Source organism: Streptococcus sanguinis, from assembly GCF_900635155.1.
GTDB lineage: Bacteria > Bacillota > Bacilli > Lactobacillales > Streptococcaceae > Streptococcus > Streptococcus sanguinis_G.
In genome coordinates this window covers 2,024,863-2,039,028 of record NZ_LR134002.1, presented here as the reverse complement: position 1 = coordinate 2,039,028, position 14,166 = coordinate 2,024,863, and the positions used below count along the sequence as shown (strand labels likewise).

Sequence of the window (14,166 nt, the reverse complement as noted above, 5' to 3'; positions counted from 1 at the left end):
AGTGAGGAAACGACTATAAATCAAAAAGACTGAGATTCTTCAGTCTTTTTTTGCTGGTTCGAGTATCTCTTGATTTATGTTTAGTCAAGAGGTAAGGTTATTTATCTTGCTTAAAAAGGCAATTTGCCTGCGAAAGCGCCCATTTTCTTCTGAGTGGCCTCATCAATCTGAGCCAGCGCGTGATTCAGGGCCTGCGCAGTCATCTCTGACAGAGTTTCCAAATCTTCAGGATCCACAACGGCTGGATTGAAGTCAATGCTGACTACCTTTTTATCGCCTGTCAGTTTAGCAACGACTAAATCTTGGGCAGATTTGCCGGTGAATTCTGTTGCAGCTAGTTCTGCCTGTCCTTTTTCCATTTGCTTTTGAAGCTTTTGTGCCTGCTTCATCATGCTTTGCATGTTCATCATAAGATTTTCTTTCCTTTCTCTAGCAAGGGCTCAGCCCTTGGTAATCTTCACTCTTCAAATTATATCATTTTTTGGAAAAGTGGCAAGAAGAACATTTCTAAGAGGTTTGACAAAGATTTATCATTTATAGTAGAATGGTCATGAATCTATATATCAAGGAGAAGACAACTTGAAAAACAAGAAGATAAAAGGTCTACTGTTGGTAGTGCTCTCATCCCTCTTCATCCTAATTGGCTGCAGCGGCAGCCCCAAAATTCAGGGAAAATGGAATGTACAGGATGCTAGCGGTGAACAAAAGACCATTGAAATAAAAGACAAGACTATCATTGTCAACGAAGAAGAGTATGAGTACACTCAAAATGCAGTTGGTTTTAAGAATGGGGTGAGTTATTATGGCCTGACTCGGAAAGATAATGGCGAAACATTTTCTATCGTCTTTCCTGAGAAAGATAAAAACACTGCTATTATGCTAATTCCTGATTCAGACGATGACTATCTCACAGGCAGTATGCTCTTTGCTATGAACCGCAAGGAAAAGCCAGATTATAAAAAATATGCAGAGAAATATCTCAATCTACGATAAAAGAAAAAGGCGCTGAATCTCAGCGTCTTTTAGGTTTTATTAAAGTGATGTCATGGTCGGCAAATCCAGACTAGATTGTTCCAAATCTACAGTCAGCTGATAATCGGTCTTATCACGGACGGTATGCTCAAAGTCTGTAGTGTAGAGGACGAGGCGCAGTTGGTCGCCTTTTTTCATTTTATAGATGGTTGGTTGCAGTTCAAAGGAAAATTCCAGCCATTGATCAGGAGTGACTTCTTCGACAGTCAGTAGGTTGGTCCGGTTTTGCAGGTTGATGAAGCCTTTGGTGATGACGCGATGAGGCGTTTCGGCAAAGGGCAGTTCAACCAGATTGTCCAGCATATAGTAGCGGCCGTTGTCCATGACTCTAGGCTCAATAGGAGTAGGAATTGGTGTGAGGCGTTTAGCCGGTCCGAAGTCCAGCAATTGAGCAGAAATCATTCCTTTATCAGTGCTGGATTTGAGGCGAAGATTGAGCTGGCTCGCTCCGTTGAGAAAGAGGTCCTTTTCTAAGGTCCAGTCTAGAGTAATCTGGTTGACCTTACCTTCAAAAAGCTCAGTCTTGAAGCTTTGGTAATTTTTAGCAAAACGATTATAGTCTTCTTCTGGATATTGATTTTGGATAGATTGGCAGTCTTGGCCTAGTTGGAGCTGAAGCTTCTGCTCTTGTCCGCCGAAGTCTTCCAAGGTCAGCCAACTTTGAGCTTGACTGTTGTCCTGCCAAATGACTGCTGGCAGTTCGAAGTCTGATTCACATCCCAGCAGTTTTTTGCTCAGTAGAGCATTGATAGACTCACGGAAGTCTATGGATTGCCAGTTGTTCATGTATACATGGGCACCGTTATGGAAGAAAAGATGCTTTTTTATGCGGGGCGGTAAGGCTCGGAACATATTATAGACATGGAGGGGCTTGACATTCCAGTCTTGAGAGCCATGGGTGAAGACGACTTCGGCCTTGACCTTATCTGCATGAAGCAGGTAGTTGCGGTCATGCCAAAATTGATTGTAATCTCCGGTTTGCCGGTCTAGGTCTTTGCGCTGCTGCTCTAGGCTTTGCTGATAAGCGTCGTTGTTGCGCAGGTAGTCACCAGCCCTCAGGTTGCGGGAGTAGGTCAGTTCGGTCAGGGATTCAAAGTCCTCTCCTGGATAGCCGCCAGGACTGGTAACGAGGCCGTTTTCGCGGTAGTAATTATACCAAGAAGAAATTCCAGCTTCAGCGATAATGACCTCCAAACCATCTACGCCAGTCGTTGCCAGCCCGTTGGACATGGTGCCCAGATAGGAGATACCGGTCGTAGCCACTTTTCCGTTGGACCAAGTGGCCTTGATTTCCCGTTGGCGAGTGTGGTCGGTGAAGGCTCGGCAGCGGCCGTTGAGCCAATCAATAACGTTCTTATAAGCCTCGATCTGCTGATAGTCACCGCTGGTCATCAGGCCTTCAGAATCTTTGGTTCCCACACCAGACACATAGAGATTGGCAAAGCCGCGGGGCAGCATGTAATCATTGAGCGTGTAGGTGCCGATATGACCTAATTTTTCCTCGGCTTCAGAGACTTCTTGGGCAAAATTCGGCGAATCCAGCTGGAGCAATTTGAGCTCAGGATCTTGTACTGTGATTTGATGAGGCTCTTTTTTTACTAAGTCCACATTCATATCATGGAGAGCCTTGTCGCTTGCGGGGTCATTGGTCCCTTGATGATAAGGAGAAGCGGTCATAACTGCAGGAATTTGTCCTTGATAGTGGGGCCGGATAATGCTGACTTTGATGAGGTCCGGACGGCCGTCTCGATCAGTATCTACACGTGATTCCACATAAACCACTTCTCGGATGGCATCATGGCTGGAAAAGGTTGCCAAGCTCTTGCCATTGAAGTAGTGGAGGGTATTGTCCTCAGGAATCAAACCCTCGCTGACTAGCTTATCAATCAGCAAATTACCATTTTTTGTCCGAGTGTTGAGCAGCTGGTAGAGGTTTTCCAACGAGTCTCCAAATGTAATGGGAAAGCCTGTTTCTTTGCGAAAGGCCTCAACATCTGTAAAATCAATAAAGGGCGAGAACTCAAGTAGCTGAAAGGCCACAGTGTAAAAGACAGACGCCGTCAGTTCTCTGTCAGACTGGAAAAAGCTCAGCAGATCTGTTTGGCTGTCAGCAGCCCAGGATTTTAAGGGATAATCTGTATTTTTATAAGTGAAAAAGCTGGTGCGGAGAAAATCTTCAAGATTTTCCTTATCAGAGCGATTGTTGTCATAAAAAAAGCCTAATTCAGCTAATTCTATCAACATATTTTCCCGTTTCGTTCTTGCATAACTATACTGATTAAAACTCATATTCTTCCCTCTTTTTCTTATTTTTATAAAAAATGACCTTTACATTATCCATTATACTTGATAAAATAGACTTTGTCTAAAAAATATTTAAGGAGTATCACTAAATGGATTTCGAATGGGTCGTTAAATACGCCACAGAATTTTTAGGGACAGCTATCCTCATTGTTTTGGGGAACGGAGCTGTTGCCAACGTTGAATTAAAAGGAACTAAGGGACATCAGAGCGGTTGGTTAGTCATCGCTGTCGGTTATGGTATGGGGGTTATGATTCCAGCTTTGATGTTTGGTAATGTGTCCGGTAACCATATCAACCCTGCCTTTACTTTGGGACTTGCTGTCAGCGGTTATTTCCCTTGGGCACAGGTTGCACCATACATTGCAGCGCAGATTTTGGGAGCTATCTTTGGACAGGCTTTGGTCGTTGCGACCCACCGTCCTTACTATCTGAAAACAGAAAATCCTAATAATATTTTGGGTACTTTCTCTACCATCTCTAGTCTAGACCATGGCACGCCTGAATCACGTAAAGCAGCCTTGTTCAATGGTTTTATCAATGAATTTGTTGGTTCTTTTGTTCTTTTCTTTGCTGCTCTTGGCTTGACAAAACTTCATTTTGGTGCAGAGCTAAAATCAATTATTGAGTCAAATGTTCAGCAACAAGCTTTACAAGCGGCTCAAGTTGGTCAAAAAATAGCAGAAGCTGATTTGGATAAGGCGGTGCATAATACCTTTGCTCAAGCAACCAATGCTTCATCAGCAGTCGCTCACTTGGCACTTGGTTTCTTGGTAATGGCTTTGGTAACCTCTCTGGGAGGCCCTACAGGACCAGGACTGAACCCAGCTCGTGACCTTGGACCTCGTATCCTCCACTTCATCCTGCCAGAATCTGTTTTGGGCAAACACAAGGGTGATTCAAAATGGTGGTATTCTTGGGTTCCAGTTGTGGCACCGATTCTTGCAGGTATCACAGCGGTCCTCTTGTTTAAAACAATCTACGGATAAGCACATAAGATCAGAGTTGGGGGGCTTTCCCCAGCTCTTTTTTTGAAGCCTAGAGAAGGTCAAGAGGAAAATACAAGTTTGGCAATTTTATATTTATTTCACTATCTCTAAGGGTCATTGCTCAGACTGTTTACCAATAAATCCAAGGTCTTCTTGTTTTAAAAATTGTTTATTTGCGCATAATTTCTTGTCAAAAAGATGAAAATCCATTACAATAAAATGGTTTGGAGGAATTATGAGCGCGAATCATATTATTAGAATTATCCCTGTATTAAAGATAAATAATCGTCATTTAAATCAAGAGTTTTTTGTAAATCAGCTGGGCATGAAGGCCCTTTTAGAGGAAGCTGCTTTTCTGTCCTTGGGAGATCAGACCAAGACTGAGAAACTGCAGCTGGAAGAATCACCCAGCATGCGGTCTCGGCGAGTCAAAGGTCCTAAAAAATTAGCCAGAATCCTTGTCAAGGTTGCAGATGCTAAAGAAATCGAGTCTCTATTGGCTCAAAAGCCTGCTTGGACAAAGCTGTATCAAGGAGAGAAAGGCTATGCTTTTGAAGCCCTGTCGCCAGAAGGAGACCTAGTTCTCCTGCATGCAGAAGAGAATAGAGCAAGTCTGCAAGAAGTGGCGGAGGCTCCTGTCTTTGAAAAGCAAGAGGACTTCATCGGTCTTAGCCAATTTGAGATAGAGACGGTAGAAATTCGTGTGCCCGATGCCAATGCAGCCCAAGAATTTTACAGCAAGATTGAAAATGCGCTGGATTTTCTGACCTTTACAGAAGCAGAGGGTCAAGACTTGCAGACTGACAGTGCCCTAACTTGGGACTTGACCATGCTCAAAGCTCAGGTCAATCGTTTAGAAACCGCTGCGCTGCGTCCTGTCTTTGAAGGACGCAAGATCTTTGTACCCAAGTCAGATAAGTTCTTGCTGAGTCAGGATTCTAGCAAGATTGAATTGTGGTTTGAAGCATGACTCTAGAAAAAATCATCAGTAAAATCCAAGAACAGCTGAAAGACTATATCTATCCCGGTGCTAGTCTGGCCTTGTATCAAGCTGGCCGGTGGCAGGAATTCTACTTTGGTCTAGCTGATCCGCAAGAAAAAAAGGCTACTCAAGCTGGTTTGGTCTATGACTTGGCTAGCGTTAGCAAGGTGGTCGGAGTTGGTACTCTGGCAGCCTTTTTGTATGAGCAGGGCAAGCTGGAGCTGGATTTGCCCTTGCAGCATTACTATCCGGTCTTCCGTCGAGAAGATGTGACCTTGCGTCAGCTTTTGACCCACACATCTGGGCTGGATCCCTTTATTCCCAATCGTGACCAGCTGACAGCTCCTGAGTTGAAAGAAGCACTCAATCATTTGACGGTTCTTGAAGATAAGAGCTTCCGCTATACGGATGTGAATTTTCTGCTCTTGGGCTTTATGTTGGAAGAAATCTACGGTCAGGCCTTGGATCAGATTTTTCAAAGTCAGATTTTCCAGCCTTGGGGTTTGGCTGAGACTGGTTTTGGACCAGTTCCAGGAGCTGTGCCGACAGTTCGCGGTGTCCTGGATGGTCAGGTTCATGACCCCAAGGCGCGTGTTCTAGGCATCCATGCTGGCAGTGCTGGCTTATTTTCCACTCTCAGGGATTTGGAAATATTTCTGGAACATTATCTGCAGGATGACTTTGCGGCCAATCTGACCCAGAATTTTTCTAAAGAGCCGGGTAAAAGGCGCAGTCTAGCTTGGAATCTAGAGGGCAGCTGGCTGGACCACACTGGCTACACGGGAACCTTTATCATGTATAATCGCGAGGAGCAAAAGTCGGCTATTTTCCTATCCAACCGGACCTATGAAAAAGACGAGCGGGCTCAATGGATCTTGGATCGGAACCAGCTGATGGACCTGATAAGAATAGAACTTTAAAAGACTCCGGCTGCAAGCCCCGGAGTTTTATCATATCTGCCTATATAAATATCGGTCTTTAGCCCCAGTGATTTTCTCTGAATAAAAATCGCTTTTTTTGCCAAAGTATATTAAAATAAGATAGAGAGAATCTACAGACAAGAGAAGAATATGACAAAAGAAATCGGTGTCGGCAAGGCACACAGTAAAATTATTTTAATGGGAGAGCATTCGGTGGTCTATGGCTATCCTGCTATTTCCCTGCCTCTTAATCGTATTGAAGTGACCTGTCAGGTCTTTCCGTCTGAGCGGGCCTGGACCCTCTACGCTGAGGATACGCTGTCCATGGCTGTTTTTGCCTGTCTAGAACATCTAGGCCGGCAGGGAGCTAAGATTCGTTGTCAGGTGGAGTCTATGGTCCCTGAGAAGAGGGGGATGGGGTCTTCAGCCGCAGTCAGTATTGCGGCCATTCGGGCGGTCTTTGACTACTTTGAGGAAGAGCTGGATGACCAGACACTGGAGATTCTAGCCAATCGGGCAGAGATGATTGCTCATATGAATCCCAGCGGCCTTGATGCCAAGACCTGCCTCAGCGATGTGGCTATTAAATTCATCCGCAATTTCGGTTTCAGTGAAATTGAACTGGATCTGGATGCCTTTTTGGTGATTGCAGATACAGGCATTCACGGTCATACCCGCGAAGCTATCCGTGCTGTAGAAAGTCAGGGTCAAAAGGCTCTGCCTTTGCTACAGGAATTGGGTAATTTAACGAAAATCCTTGAGAAGGCCATTTCTATCAAGGATCTGATGACTATGGGTCAAGCTATGACCAAGGCTCACGAGAAGCTTGCCAAGCTAGGGGTTTCATGCCAGAAAGCAGATGAGCTGGTAGCGGCAGCTCTTGAAAATGGAGCTTTGGGTGCTAAAATGAGCGGCGGCGGTCTGGGTGGCTGTGTCATTGCTCTTATAGGAGAAAAAAGTCAGGCGGAGGCCTTAGCCGCCTTATTGAGAGAGAAAGGGGCCATTAACACATGGATCGAAAGCCTGTAAGTGTCAAATCCTATGCCAATATTGCAATTGTCAAATATTGGGGGAAGAAAGATGCAGAAAAGATGATTCCGTCTACCAGCAGTATCTCGCTGACACTGGAAAATATGTATACCGAGACGCAACTGAGTCCTTTGCCAGATACAGCGACTGGAGATGAGTTTTATATTGACGGTCAGCTGCAAAGCCCAGCAGAACATGCCAAAATCAGTAAGATTATTGACCGTTTCCGCTCTCCAGAAGACGGTTTTGTCCGTGTTGATACCAGCAACAATATGCCGACTGCAGCGGGTCTGTCTTCCAGCTCCAGCGGTCTGTCTGCCCTAGTCAAGGCTTGCAATGCTTATTTTCAGACGGGCTATCGGACGCAAGAGCTGGCTCAGCTGGCCAAGTTTGCTTCAGGGTCGTCTGCTCGGTCTTTCTTTGGTCCGCTAGCGGCCTGGGATAAGGACAGTGGGGCCATCTATCCAGTCAAGACGGATTTGAAATTAGCCATGATTATGCTAGTTCTGCACGATGAGAAAAAGCCTATTTCCAGCCGCGACGGTATGGAGCTCTGTGCTAAAACTTCCACCATTTTTCCAGATTGGATTGCCCAGTCTGCCTTGGATTATGAGGCCATGCTTGGTTATTTACGGGACAATGATTTTTCCAAGGTTGGTCATCTGACGGAAGAAAATGCTCTTCGGATGCATGCAACGACAGAGAAAGCTTACCCACCGTTTTCTTATCTGACAGAGGAGTCTTACCAAGCTATGGATACTGTCAGAAAGCTACGGGAGCTGGGCGAGCGTTGCTACTTTACCATGGACGCGGGGCCAAATGTCAAGGTGCTCTGCTTGGAAGAAGACCTAGACCATCTGGTGGCTATTTTTGAGAAGGACTATCGGCTTATCGTCTCTAAAACAAAGGACTTGTCAGATGAAGACTAGTGCAAGAGTCCAAACCTGTGGCAAGCTCTATCTGGCGGGTGAATATGCAGTGCTGACGGCCGGTCAGCCAGCCATTATCAAGGCCATTCCCATCTATATGACGGGAGAAATCCAGACAGCGCCTGACTATCGCTTGACATCAGATATGTTTGAACACAGCGCTAACCTAGAGCCAGACCCTTATTATGCCTTGATTCAGGAGACGATAGAGGTCATGAACGCTTATTTTCTAGCCTTAGGCTACCAACTTCAGCCTTTTTCTCTAAAGATTAGTGGCAAGATGGAAAGGGACGGCAAGAAGTTTGGGATTGGCTCCAGTGGTAGTGTTGTTATTCTGACCATCAAGGCCATGGCAGCACTTTATGAGCTGGACTTAGAGCCAAAGCTGCTCTTTAAGCTGGCTTCCTACGTCCTCCTCAGGCGCGGAGACAATGGCTCCATGGGAGATCTAGCCTGCATTGCTTTTGAAGACCTGATTTACTACCGGTCTTTTGATAGAGAGCTAATCCGCAAGCGTATGAAAAAAGTTGATTTACAGCAATTACTAGCAGAGGATTGGGGTTTTGAAATTCGCAGCATTAAGCCTCGCTTAGCCATGGATTTTCTGGTTGGCTGGACCAAGCAGCCGGCGATTTCTAAGGACTTGGTCAATCAGGTCAAGTCAGCTATTTCAGAGTCCTTTTTGACAGGCAGTAGAACGCAGGTTGATACTTTGGAGAAGGCTTTATTAGCAGGAGAGCAGCCCGCTATTCAGTCTAGTCTGGAAAAGGCTAGTCAGCTCTTAGAAAGGCTCAGCCCAGCTATTTATACAGATCGGCTGAAAGTCCTAAAGGAAGCGGCAGAGGGACTGAACTGTGTGGCTAAGAGCAGTGGTGCCGGCGGTGGCGACTGCGGGATTGCTCTCAGCTTTGATGCCGCATCTAGCAAGCAATTGATTCAAGCCTGGCAAGAAGCTGGCATTGAGCTATTATACAGAGAAAGGATGGGCCATGATGAGCCAGAATCGTAAGGACGACCATATCAAATACGCTTTAGAGCAGCGTCCGTGTTATAACAGTTTTGATGAAATGGAACTGGTTCACCGCTCTTTGCCCAAGTACGATTTGGCAGAGATTGACCTATCTACCCACTTTGCAGGCCGTGACTGGGAGTTTCCTTTTTACATCAATGCCATGACTGGTGGCAGTCAAAAAGGTGGTCAAATCAATGAGAAACTGGCTCAAGTAGCTGAAAGTTGCGGCCTTCTTTTTGTAACTGGCTCTTATAGCGCGGCCTTGAAGAATCCTTCTGATCCTTCCTATCGGGTGGCGGCTGGTCGGCCTAATTTATTACTGGCTACCAATATCGGCTTGGACAAGCCTTATCAAGCCGCCCAGCAGGCAGTAGCTGATTTGCAGCCCCTCTTTTTGCAGGTCCATGTTAATCTCATGCAGGAATTGCTGATGCCAGAAGGCGAGCGGGAGTTTCGCTCTTGGCGTCAGCATTTGACTGATTATAGTCAGCGGCTGGATCTTCCTCTAATTCTTAAAGAAGTTGGCTTTGGCATGGATCGCTCTACTGTCGAAGAAACGCGCTCCTTGGGGATTCAGACTTTTGATATTTCTGGCCGGGGCGGCACTAGCTTTGCCTATATTGAAAATCAGCGGGGTGGCAATCGTGACTATCTCAATGATTGGGGACAATCTACTCTGCAGAGCCTGTTGGCGCTTCAGCCATTGCGCGATGAGGTCGAACTCTTGGCTAGTGGAGGTGTCCGACATCCTTTGGATATGATCAAAGCCTTGGTCTTAGGAGCCAAGGCGGTCGGCCTTTCTCGTACCGTGCTGGAGTTGGTGGAAAATCACTCGGTGGAAGAGGTTATTGATATTGTAGAAGGCTGGAAATCGGATCTGCGCCTCATCATGTGCGCTCTGTCCTGCCGAAACTTGCAAGAACTAAAGAATGTACACTATCTACTCTATGGACGGCTGAAAGAAGCTCAGGAACAGATTCAATAAATAGCATTAAGATATACAAAAAAAGGCCATCAAGGCCTTTTTACTTGTCCTGCTTTCGTAAGTCAGCTAGTATTTCCTGAGCAGCAGCTAGGTTGAAAGTCTTATTGGCTGTTAAGCGACTGGCTACAGCAGCAATTTCTTCGTCTTGGGCTCCAGCCTGCAATGCTAAAGATTTAGCTTGCAATTTCATGTGTCCGGCTTGGATGCCAGTGCTGACCAGAGCTTTGAGGGCAGCGAAATTTTGCGCCAATCCGACCGATACAATGAGGGAAGCCAATTCCTTAGCCTGTGGCTGCCCTAATAAGTCAAAGCTGGCTGCCACTGCTGGATTGAGTCCGATGGAGCCTCCCTTAGTCGCAATGGGCATGGGCAGGGTCATCTGACCACGAAGTTGGCGTTTGTCTGGGTCTGCCGTCCAAGTAGAGAGGCCGCGGTAGCTTCCTTCTCGGCTGGCATAGGCATGAGCACCGGCTTCAACAGCCCTCCAGTCATTTCCAGTAGCCAGCACCAAAGCATCAATGCCATTAAAGATGCCTTTATTGTGGGTAGCTGCTCGGTAAGGGTCGACCTGGGCTAGCTTGCTAGCCAGCTGCATCTTATCCGCAAGTAGCTCTGCCTCAGCCTTATCCCGGCTGAGAAAGCGATAATCAATGACACAGTGGGCTGTTACTAGGCTATCTGTTGCATAGTTTGACAGGATAGCCATCAGACTCTTACCGCCAGTCAGCTCTTTCAGGGGAAGGGTGAGAGCTTCCAGCATAGTGTTGAGCATATTGGCTCCCATGGCTTCCTGCGTATCCACAGATAGATAGAAAATGAGGAAGTCTTCCTTTGGCTCCAGCCAGAGCTCTCTAGCTCCGCCGCCACGGGCAACAATCGATGGATAGGCTTGGTTGGCCTGTTCCAGCAACTCTTTCTTTTTCCTGAGAACATCTTTAATGGCTTGGTCAACCTTTTCAACCTGATAGAGTGCAATCTGCCCAATCATCTGGCGTTTGTGAACTTCGGTTTCAAATCCGCCTGAACGTTTGATAATCTTAGCTGCAAAGCTAGCCGCTGCTACCACAGATGGCTCTTCAGTCACAAAAGGAACTTGATAGGTCTTGCCATCCACCAAAAAGTCTGGCACCAGAGAGTAAGGCAGAGCTAGAGTGGCCAGCACATTTTCACTCATCTGGTTGGCTGTTTCCAGAGGCAAAGTCTGCTGACTGTCTAGCAGCTGCCAATGTTCATCTTGTAAAAGTTCCTTTTCTTTCAGCATCTGTAGCCGTTCAGCAGGAGTTTTTTTGGAAAATCCAGTCCAGTTTACTTTCATGATGATTTCTCAACTTTGATATACTTACGCTGGTGCTCTGCAATTTCCGCCAGAGCAAAGCTTTGATTTTCATAGCTGGAGAAGCTGGCATTTCCCTTTTCATCCAGCTCAGCTTCTTCAAAAAAGATCCGCTCGTAGTCAGCAATGGAAAGAGCCTGACGCTGGTCTAATTCCTCTAGGCGTGTCTTGGATAGATGCTTTTCATAGCCCTCTACCAAATTGGCACTGAAGATTTCAGAGACAGCTCCGCTGCCATAGCCGAAAAGAGCGATCCGATCGCCAGCCTTGAGGTTGTCAGAGTTTTCTAAAAGAGACAGGAGGCCTAGGAAGAGGGAGCCTGTATAGATATTTCCAACTTTTTGGCTGTAGAGAATAGAGGCTTCAAAGTTCTCTCTAAGCTGGTCTTGCTGCTCTTGGGGCAGGCTTTTATCCATGATTTTATTGAGGCCTTTGAGAGCCAATTTTGGATAAGGCAGGTGGAAGCAGTAGGCCGCAAAATCTTTGAGAGCCAGCTTGTGGCGCTTCTGGTACTCCGCCCAAGTTGTCTTTAAGCTATCCAGATACTGCTGGGTTGAATAGAGCCCGTTGACATAAGGTGTTGTCGAGTAATTTGGGCGCCAAAAATCCATGACATCGCGCGTCTGAGCTACATTATCATCATTGAAAGCGAGGATACGAGGATTGCTGCTAATCAGCATAGAAATAGCTCCCGCTCCCTGCGTTGGCTCGCCAGGTGTATGAATGCCATACTTGGCAATATCGCTAGCTAACACCAAAACTTTGCTGTCTGGGTGTTTTTCGATATGGAGCTTAGCATAGTCCAGTGCTGCAGTCGCCCCATAGCAGGCTTCCTTAATTTCAAAGCTACGGGCAAAAGGCTGGATGCCCAAAAGGCCGTGGACAAAAACAGCTGCCGCCTTGCTCTGGTCAATCCCTGACTCAGTAGCCACGATGACCATATCAATCTTTTCTTTGTCCTCTGCTGTCAGGATTGGCTCTGCTGCCGCTGCTGCCAAGGTAACAATATCCTCAGTAAGAGGAGCAATGCTTAGTTCCTTGAGTAAGAGCCCCTTGCTAAGCTTGTCTGGGTCAGTCCCACGGGCTGCAGCTAAATCATTTAATTTTAAGACATAATTACTGGTCGCAAAACCGATTTTGTCGATTCCGATTGTCATTATAAGACCTCTTTAAATCCTTTTATTCTAGTATATTCCGAAGACTATTTTACCATACTTAGGAATAAAACTCTTACAAAAACATCCAATCTCAGCTAAATCAGGCTTAAGATGTATTTTCCAAAATAAAAACAGCAGATGGTTCTACTGTTTGTTTGCTGTGAGTTTGGTTTGACGCTTTTTTAAGTAGTGGTAGAGCTTGAGTACGACGGTGCCGCTGGCCATGCCAATCGAGATGACCAAGGCTAGAATGACTACCAGAGTGGCGTGAATCATGGCCTGGCTGTAATCACCAGTGACAAAGAAGGCAGTCGTCCGATAGGAAATGTAGCCTGGGACCAGAGGCGCTAGAATAGCCAAAATAAAAACAACAGCGGGCGTTTTATAGATGATGCTGAGAATTTGGCTGATGCAGGAACCGACGATAGCAGCCACAAAGGTTGCTATGATGACATTGGTCGGTCCTTTGAGCAGGAGATAGAGCAGCCAAATAGCCATGCCCAGCACTCCGCCGGGAATCAGCATACTGCGCTGAACATTTAAAACGATTAAAAAAGTAATAATGGCCAGCAGGCTGGCAACTGCTTGCAGTAAGAAAGTCAAGATTGTCATAGGCTTATTTCATAATAAGGAGGGCGACAGAGGTACCTGCACCGAGAGCAAGAGTGATGAGGAGCGATTCAAAGAGCTTGCTCATCCCAGAGTTGATATGGTTGGTCATGATGTCACGCACAGAGTTGGTCAGAGCAATGCCGGGCACAAAAGGCATGACAGAACCCGCAATAATCAAATCATCTGTGGAGTTAAAACCAGAATAGCGTGTCCAGATATGAGCCAGCAGTCCGAAGACAAAGGCTCCAGCAAAAGCTGTCACAAAAGGGATACGGATATATTTGTCAACATACAAAGAGAAGGCAAAGCCAAAGAAGGTAGCAATAGCCGCGCCTAAAGCATCGTAGAAATTTCCGCCAAACATGATGGAGAAGAAGGGAGCACTGAGCGTTGCGGCAGCGATCAGCTGCTTGTTATTATAGGGCAGCTCCTTAACTTTGAGGCGATTCAGCTCATCAAAAGCCTCTTGAAGGCTGATTTCTCCTGTTACCAACTGACGGGAGACCTGATTGACATCGCAGACCTTCTCAATGTTGTAGTTGGTCTTGAGATTACGCTTCATCCGTGAGACATTTGTATTTTCGATTGAAAAGAAAATAGCCACTGGCATTGCTAAGGCATTGCAGTTGATGATCCCTTGCGAATGAGCGATACGAATCATGGTGTCTTCTACCCGATAGGTCTCGGATCCGCTCTGCAGCAGCAGTGTTCCAGCCAGCATGATGACATCTACCGCCAGATTGAAATCTTTGCCTTCTTCCCTGATACCTTTCTCTGTCATTTCCCCAGTCCTTTTCCTAGTATAGCAATAGAACCATTATACCATAAAGCCTCTTAAAAATATCATCAAGTTAGCAGTCACTTGAAGTCTGAAATACAAAAAAG

The 14,166-nt window shown here is 46.1% G+C and carries 14 protein-coding genes; 8 read left to right on the top strand and 6 right to left on the bottom strand.

Annotated features, from left to right (window positions below; genetic code table 11):
* Window positions 1-110: 110 nt before the first annotated feature.
* Window positions 111-410 (bottom strand): YbaB/EbfC family nucleoid-associated protein, encoded by a 300-nt coding sequence (locus ELZ47_RS10125; protein WP_032906355.1) that lies wholly within the window; start codon window positions 408-410, stop codon window positions 111-113.
* A 169-nt stretch (window positions 411-579) separates the two neighbouring features.
* Here ELZ47_RS10125 and ELZ47_RS10120 point away from each other — a divergent pair, with 169 nt between their 5' ends.
* The gene (locus ELZ47_RS10120) at window positions 580-993 is read left to right on the top strand and encodes a glycosyltransferase (RefSeq protein ID WP_164549611.1); all 414 of its coding nucleotides are present in this window, start codon (window positions 580-582) and stop codon (window positions 991-993) included.
* 39 nt (window positions 994-1,032) lie between these two features.
* Here ELZ47_RS10120 and ELZ47_RS10115 read toward each other — a convergent pair whose 3' ends face one another.
* Window positions 1,033-3,321: a Xaa-Pro dipeptidyl-peptidase gene (locus ELZ47_RS10115; protein WP_125330870.1), complete on the bottom strand. Its 2,289-nt coding sequence runs from the start codon at window positions 3,319-3,321 to the stop codon at window positions 1,033-1,035.
* Window positions 3,322-3,425: 104 nt separating this feature from the next.
* Here ELZ47_RS10115 and gla point away from each other — a divergent pair, with 104 nt between their 5' ends.
* The 7 genes from gla (at window position 3,426) to fni (ending at window position 10,179) form a co-directional block, all read left to right on the top strand.
* Window positions 3,426-4,322, top strand: a complete 897-nt coding sequence (gla, locus tag ELZ47_RS10110) for an aquaglyceroporin Gla (protein WP_002916053.1) — start codon at window positions 3,426-3,428, stop codon at window positions 4,320-4,322.
* Between the two features lie 235 nt (window positions 4,323-4,557).
* Entirely contained in the window at window positions 4,558-5,292 is a 735-nt protein-coding gene (locus tag ELZ47_RS10105) for a CppA N-terminal domain-containing protein (protein WP_002896614.1), read from the top strand.
* On the top strand, window positions 5,289-6,224 hold the full coding sequence (locus tag ELZ47_RS10100) for a serine hydrolase domain-containing protein (RefSeq protein ID WP_126435935.1): 936 nt from the start codon (window positions 5,289-5,291) through the stop codon (window positions 6,222-6,224). The genes ELZ47_RS10105 and ELZ47_RS10100 overlap by 4 nt, the downstream gene beginning before the upstream one ends.
* A gap of 150 nt (window positions 6,225-6,374) precedes the next feature.
* On the top strand, window positions 6,375-7,253 hold the full coding sequence (mvk, locus tag ELZ47_RS10095) for a mevalonate kinase (RefSeq protein WP_125330872.1): 879 nt from the start codon (window positions 6,375-6,377) through the stop codon (window positions 7,251-7,253).
* The gene (gene mvaD / locus ELZ47_RS10090) at window positions 7,235-8,182 is read left to right on the top strand and encodes a diphosphomevalonate decarboxylase (RefSeq protein ID WP_125330873.1); all 948 of its coding nucleotides are present in this window, start codon (window positions 7,235-7,237) and stop codon (window positions 8,180-8,182) included. The genes mvk and mvaD overlap by 19 nt, the downstream gene beginning before the upstream one ends.
* Window positions 8,172-9,191, top strand: a complete 1,020-nt coding sequence (locus ELZ47_RS10085; RefSeq protein ID WP_125330874.1) for a phosphomevalonate kinase — start codon at window positions 8,172-8,174, stop codon at window positions 9,189-9,191. Before mvaD ends, ELZ47_RS10085 begins: the two co-directional genes overlap by 11 nt.
* Window positions 9,172-10,179: a type 2 isopentenyl-diphosphate Delta-isomerase gene (gene fni / locus ELZ47_RS10080; RefSeq protein ID WP_125330918.1), complete on the top strand. Its 1,008-nt coding sequence runs from the start codon at window positions 9,172-9,174 to the stop codon at window positions 10,177-10,179. Before ELZ47_RS10085 ends, fni begins: the two co-directional genes overlap by 20 nt.
* Window positions 10,180-10,219: 40 nt before the next feature.
* Here fni and ELZ47_RS10075 read toward each other — a convergent pair whose 3' ends face one another.
* From ELZ47_RS10075 to ELZ47_RS10060, 4 genes are all read right to left on the bottom strand, one after another.
* Window positions 10,220-11,494: a hydroxymethylglutaryl-CoA reductase, degradative gene (locus ELZ47_RS10075; protein ID WP_125330875.1), complete on the bottom strand. Its 1,275-nt coding sequence runs from the start codon at window positions 11,492-11,494 to the stop codon at window positions 10,220-10,222.
* Window positions 11,491-12,669 (bottom strand): hydroxymethylglutaryl-CoA synthase, encoded by a 1,179-nt coding sequence (locus tag ELZ47_RS10070; protein ID WP_126435934.1) that lies wholly within the window; start codon window positions 12,667-12,669, stop codon window positions 11,491-11,493. Before ELZ47_RS10070 ends, ELZ47_RS10075 begins: the two co-directional genes overlap by 4 nt.
* A 144-nt stretch (window positions 12,670-12,813) precedes the next feature.
* Window positions 12,814-13,281 (bottom strand): threonine/serine exporter family protein, encoded by a 468-nt coding sequence (locus tag ELZ47_RS10065; protein ID WP_126435933.1) that lies wholly within the window; start codon window positions 13,279-13,281, stop codon window positions 12,814-12,816.
* Between the two features lie 4 nt (window positions 13,282-13,285).
* Window positions 13,286-14,062 (bottom strand): threonine/serine exporter family protein, encoded by a 777-nt coding sequence (locus ELZ47_RS10060; RefSeq protein WP_126435932.1) that lies wholly within the window; start codon window positions 14,060-14,062, stop codon window positions 13,286-13,288.
* Window positions 14,063-14,166: the final 104 nt, after the last annotated feature.

Bases quoted from the DNA above. Each gene is read 5' to 3' on its own strand.
- ELZ47_RS10125 (WP_032906355.1), bottom strand. From the start codon at position 410: ATGATGAACATGCAAAGCATGATGAAGCAGGCACAAAAGCTTCAAAAG.
- ELZ47_RS10115 (WP_125330870.1), bottom strand. From the start codon at position 3,321: ATGAGTTTTAATCAGTATAGTTATGCAAGAACGAAACGGGAAAATATG.
- gla (WP_002916053.1), top strand. From the start codon at position 3,426: ATGGATTTCGAATGGGTCGTTAAATACGCCACAGAATTTTTAGGGACA.
- ELZ47_RS10105 (WP_002896614.1), top strand. From the start codon at position 4,558: ATGAGCGCGAATCATATTATTAGAATTATCCCTGTATTAAAGATAAAT.
- ELZ47_RS10100 (WP_126435935.1), top strand. From the start codon at position 5,289: ATGACTCTAGAAAAAATCATCAGTAAAATCCAAGAACAGCTGAAAGAC.
- mvk (WP_125330872.1), top strand. From the start codon at position 6,375: ATGACAAAAGAAATCGGTGTCGGCAAGGCACACAGTAAAATTATTTTA.
- mvaD (WP_125330873.1), top strand. From the start codon at position 7,235: ATGGATCGAAAGCCTGTAAGTGTCAAATCCTATGCCAATATTGCAATT.
- ELZ47_RS10085 (WP_125330874.1), top strand. From the start codon at position 8,172: ATGAAGACTAGTGCAAGAGTCCAAACCTGTGGCAAGCTCTATCTGGCG.
- fni (WP_125330918.1), top strand. From the start codon at position 9,172: ATGATGAGCCAGAATCGTAAGGACGACCATATCAAATACGCTTTAGAG.
- ELZ47_RS10075 (WP_125330875.1), bottom strand. From the start codon at position 11,494: ATGAAAGTAAACTGGACTGGATTTTCCAAAAAAACTCCTGCTGAACGG.
- ELZ47_RS10070 (WP_126435934.1), bottom strand. From the start codon at position 12,669: ATGACAATCGGAATCGACAAAATCGGTTTTGCGACCAGTAATTATGTC.
- ELZ47_RS10065 (WP_126435933.1), bottom strand. From the start codon at position 13,281: ATGACAATCTTGACTTTCTTACTGCAAGCAGTTGCCAGCCTGCTGGCC.
- ELZ47_RS10060 (WP_126435932.1), bottom strand. From the start codon at position 14,062: ATGACAGAGAAAGGTATCAGGGAAGAAGGCAAAGATTTCAATCTGGCG.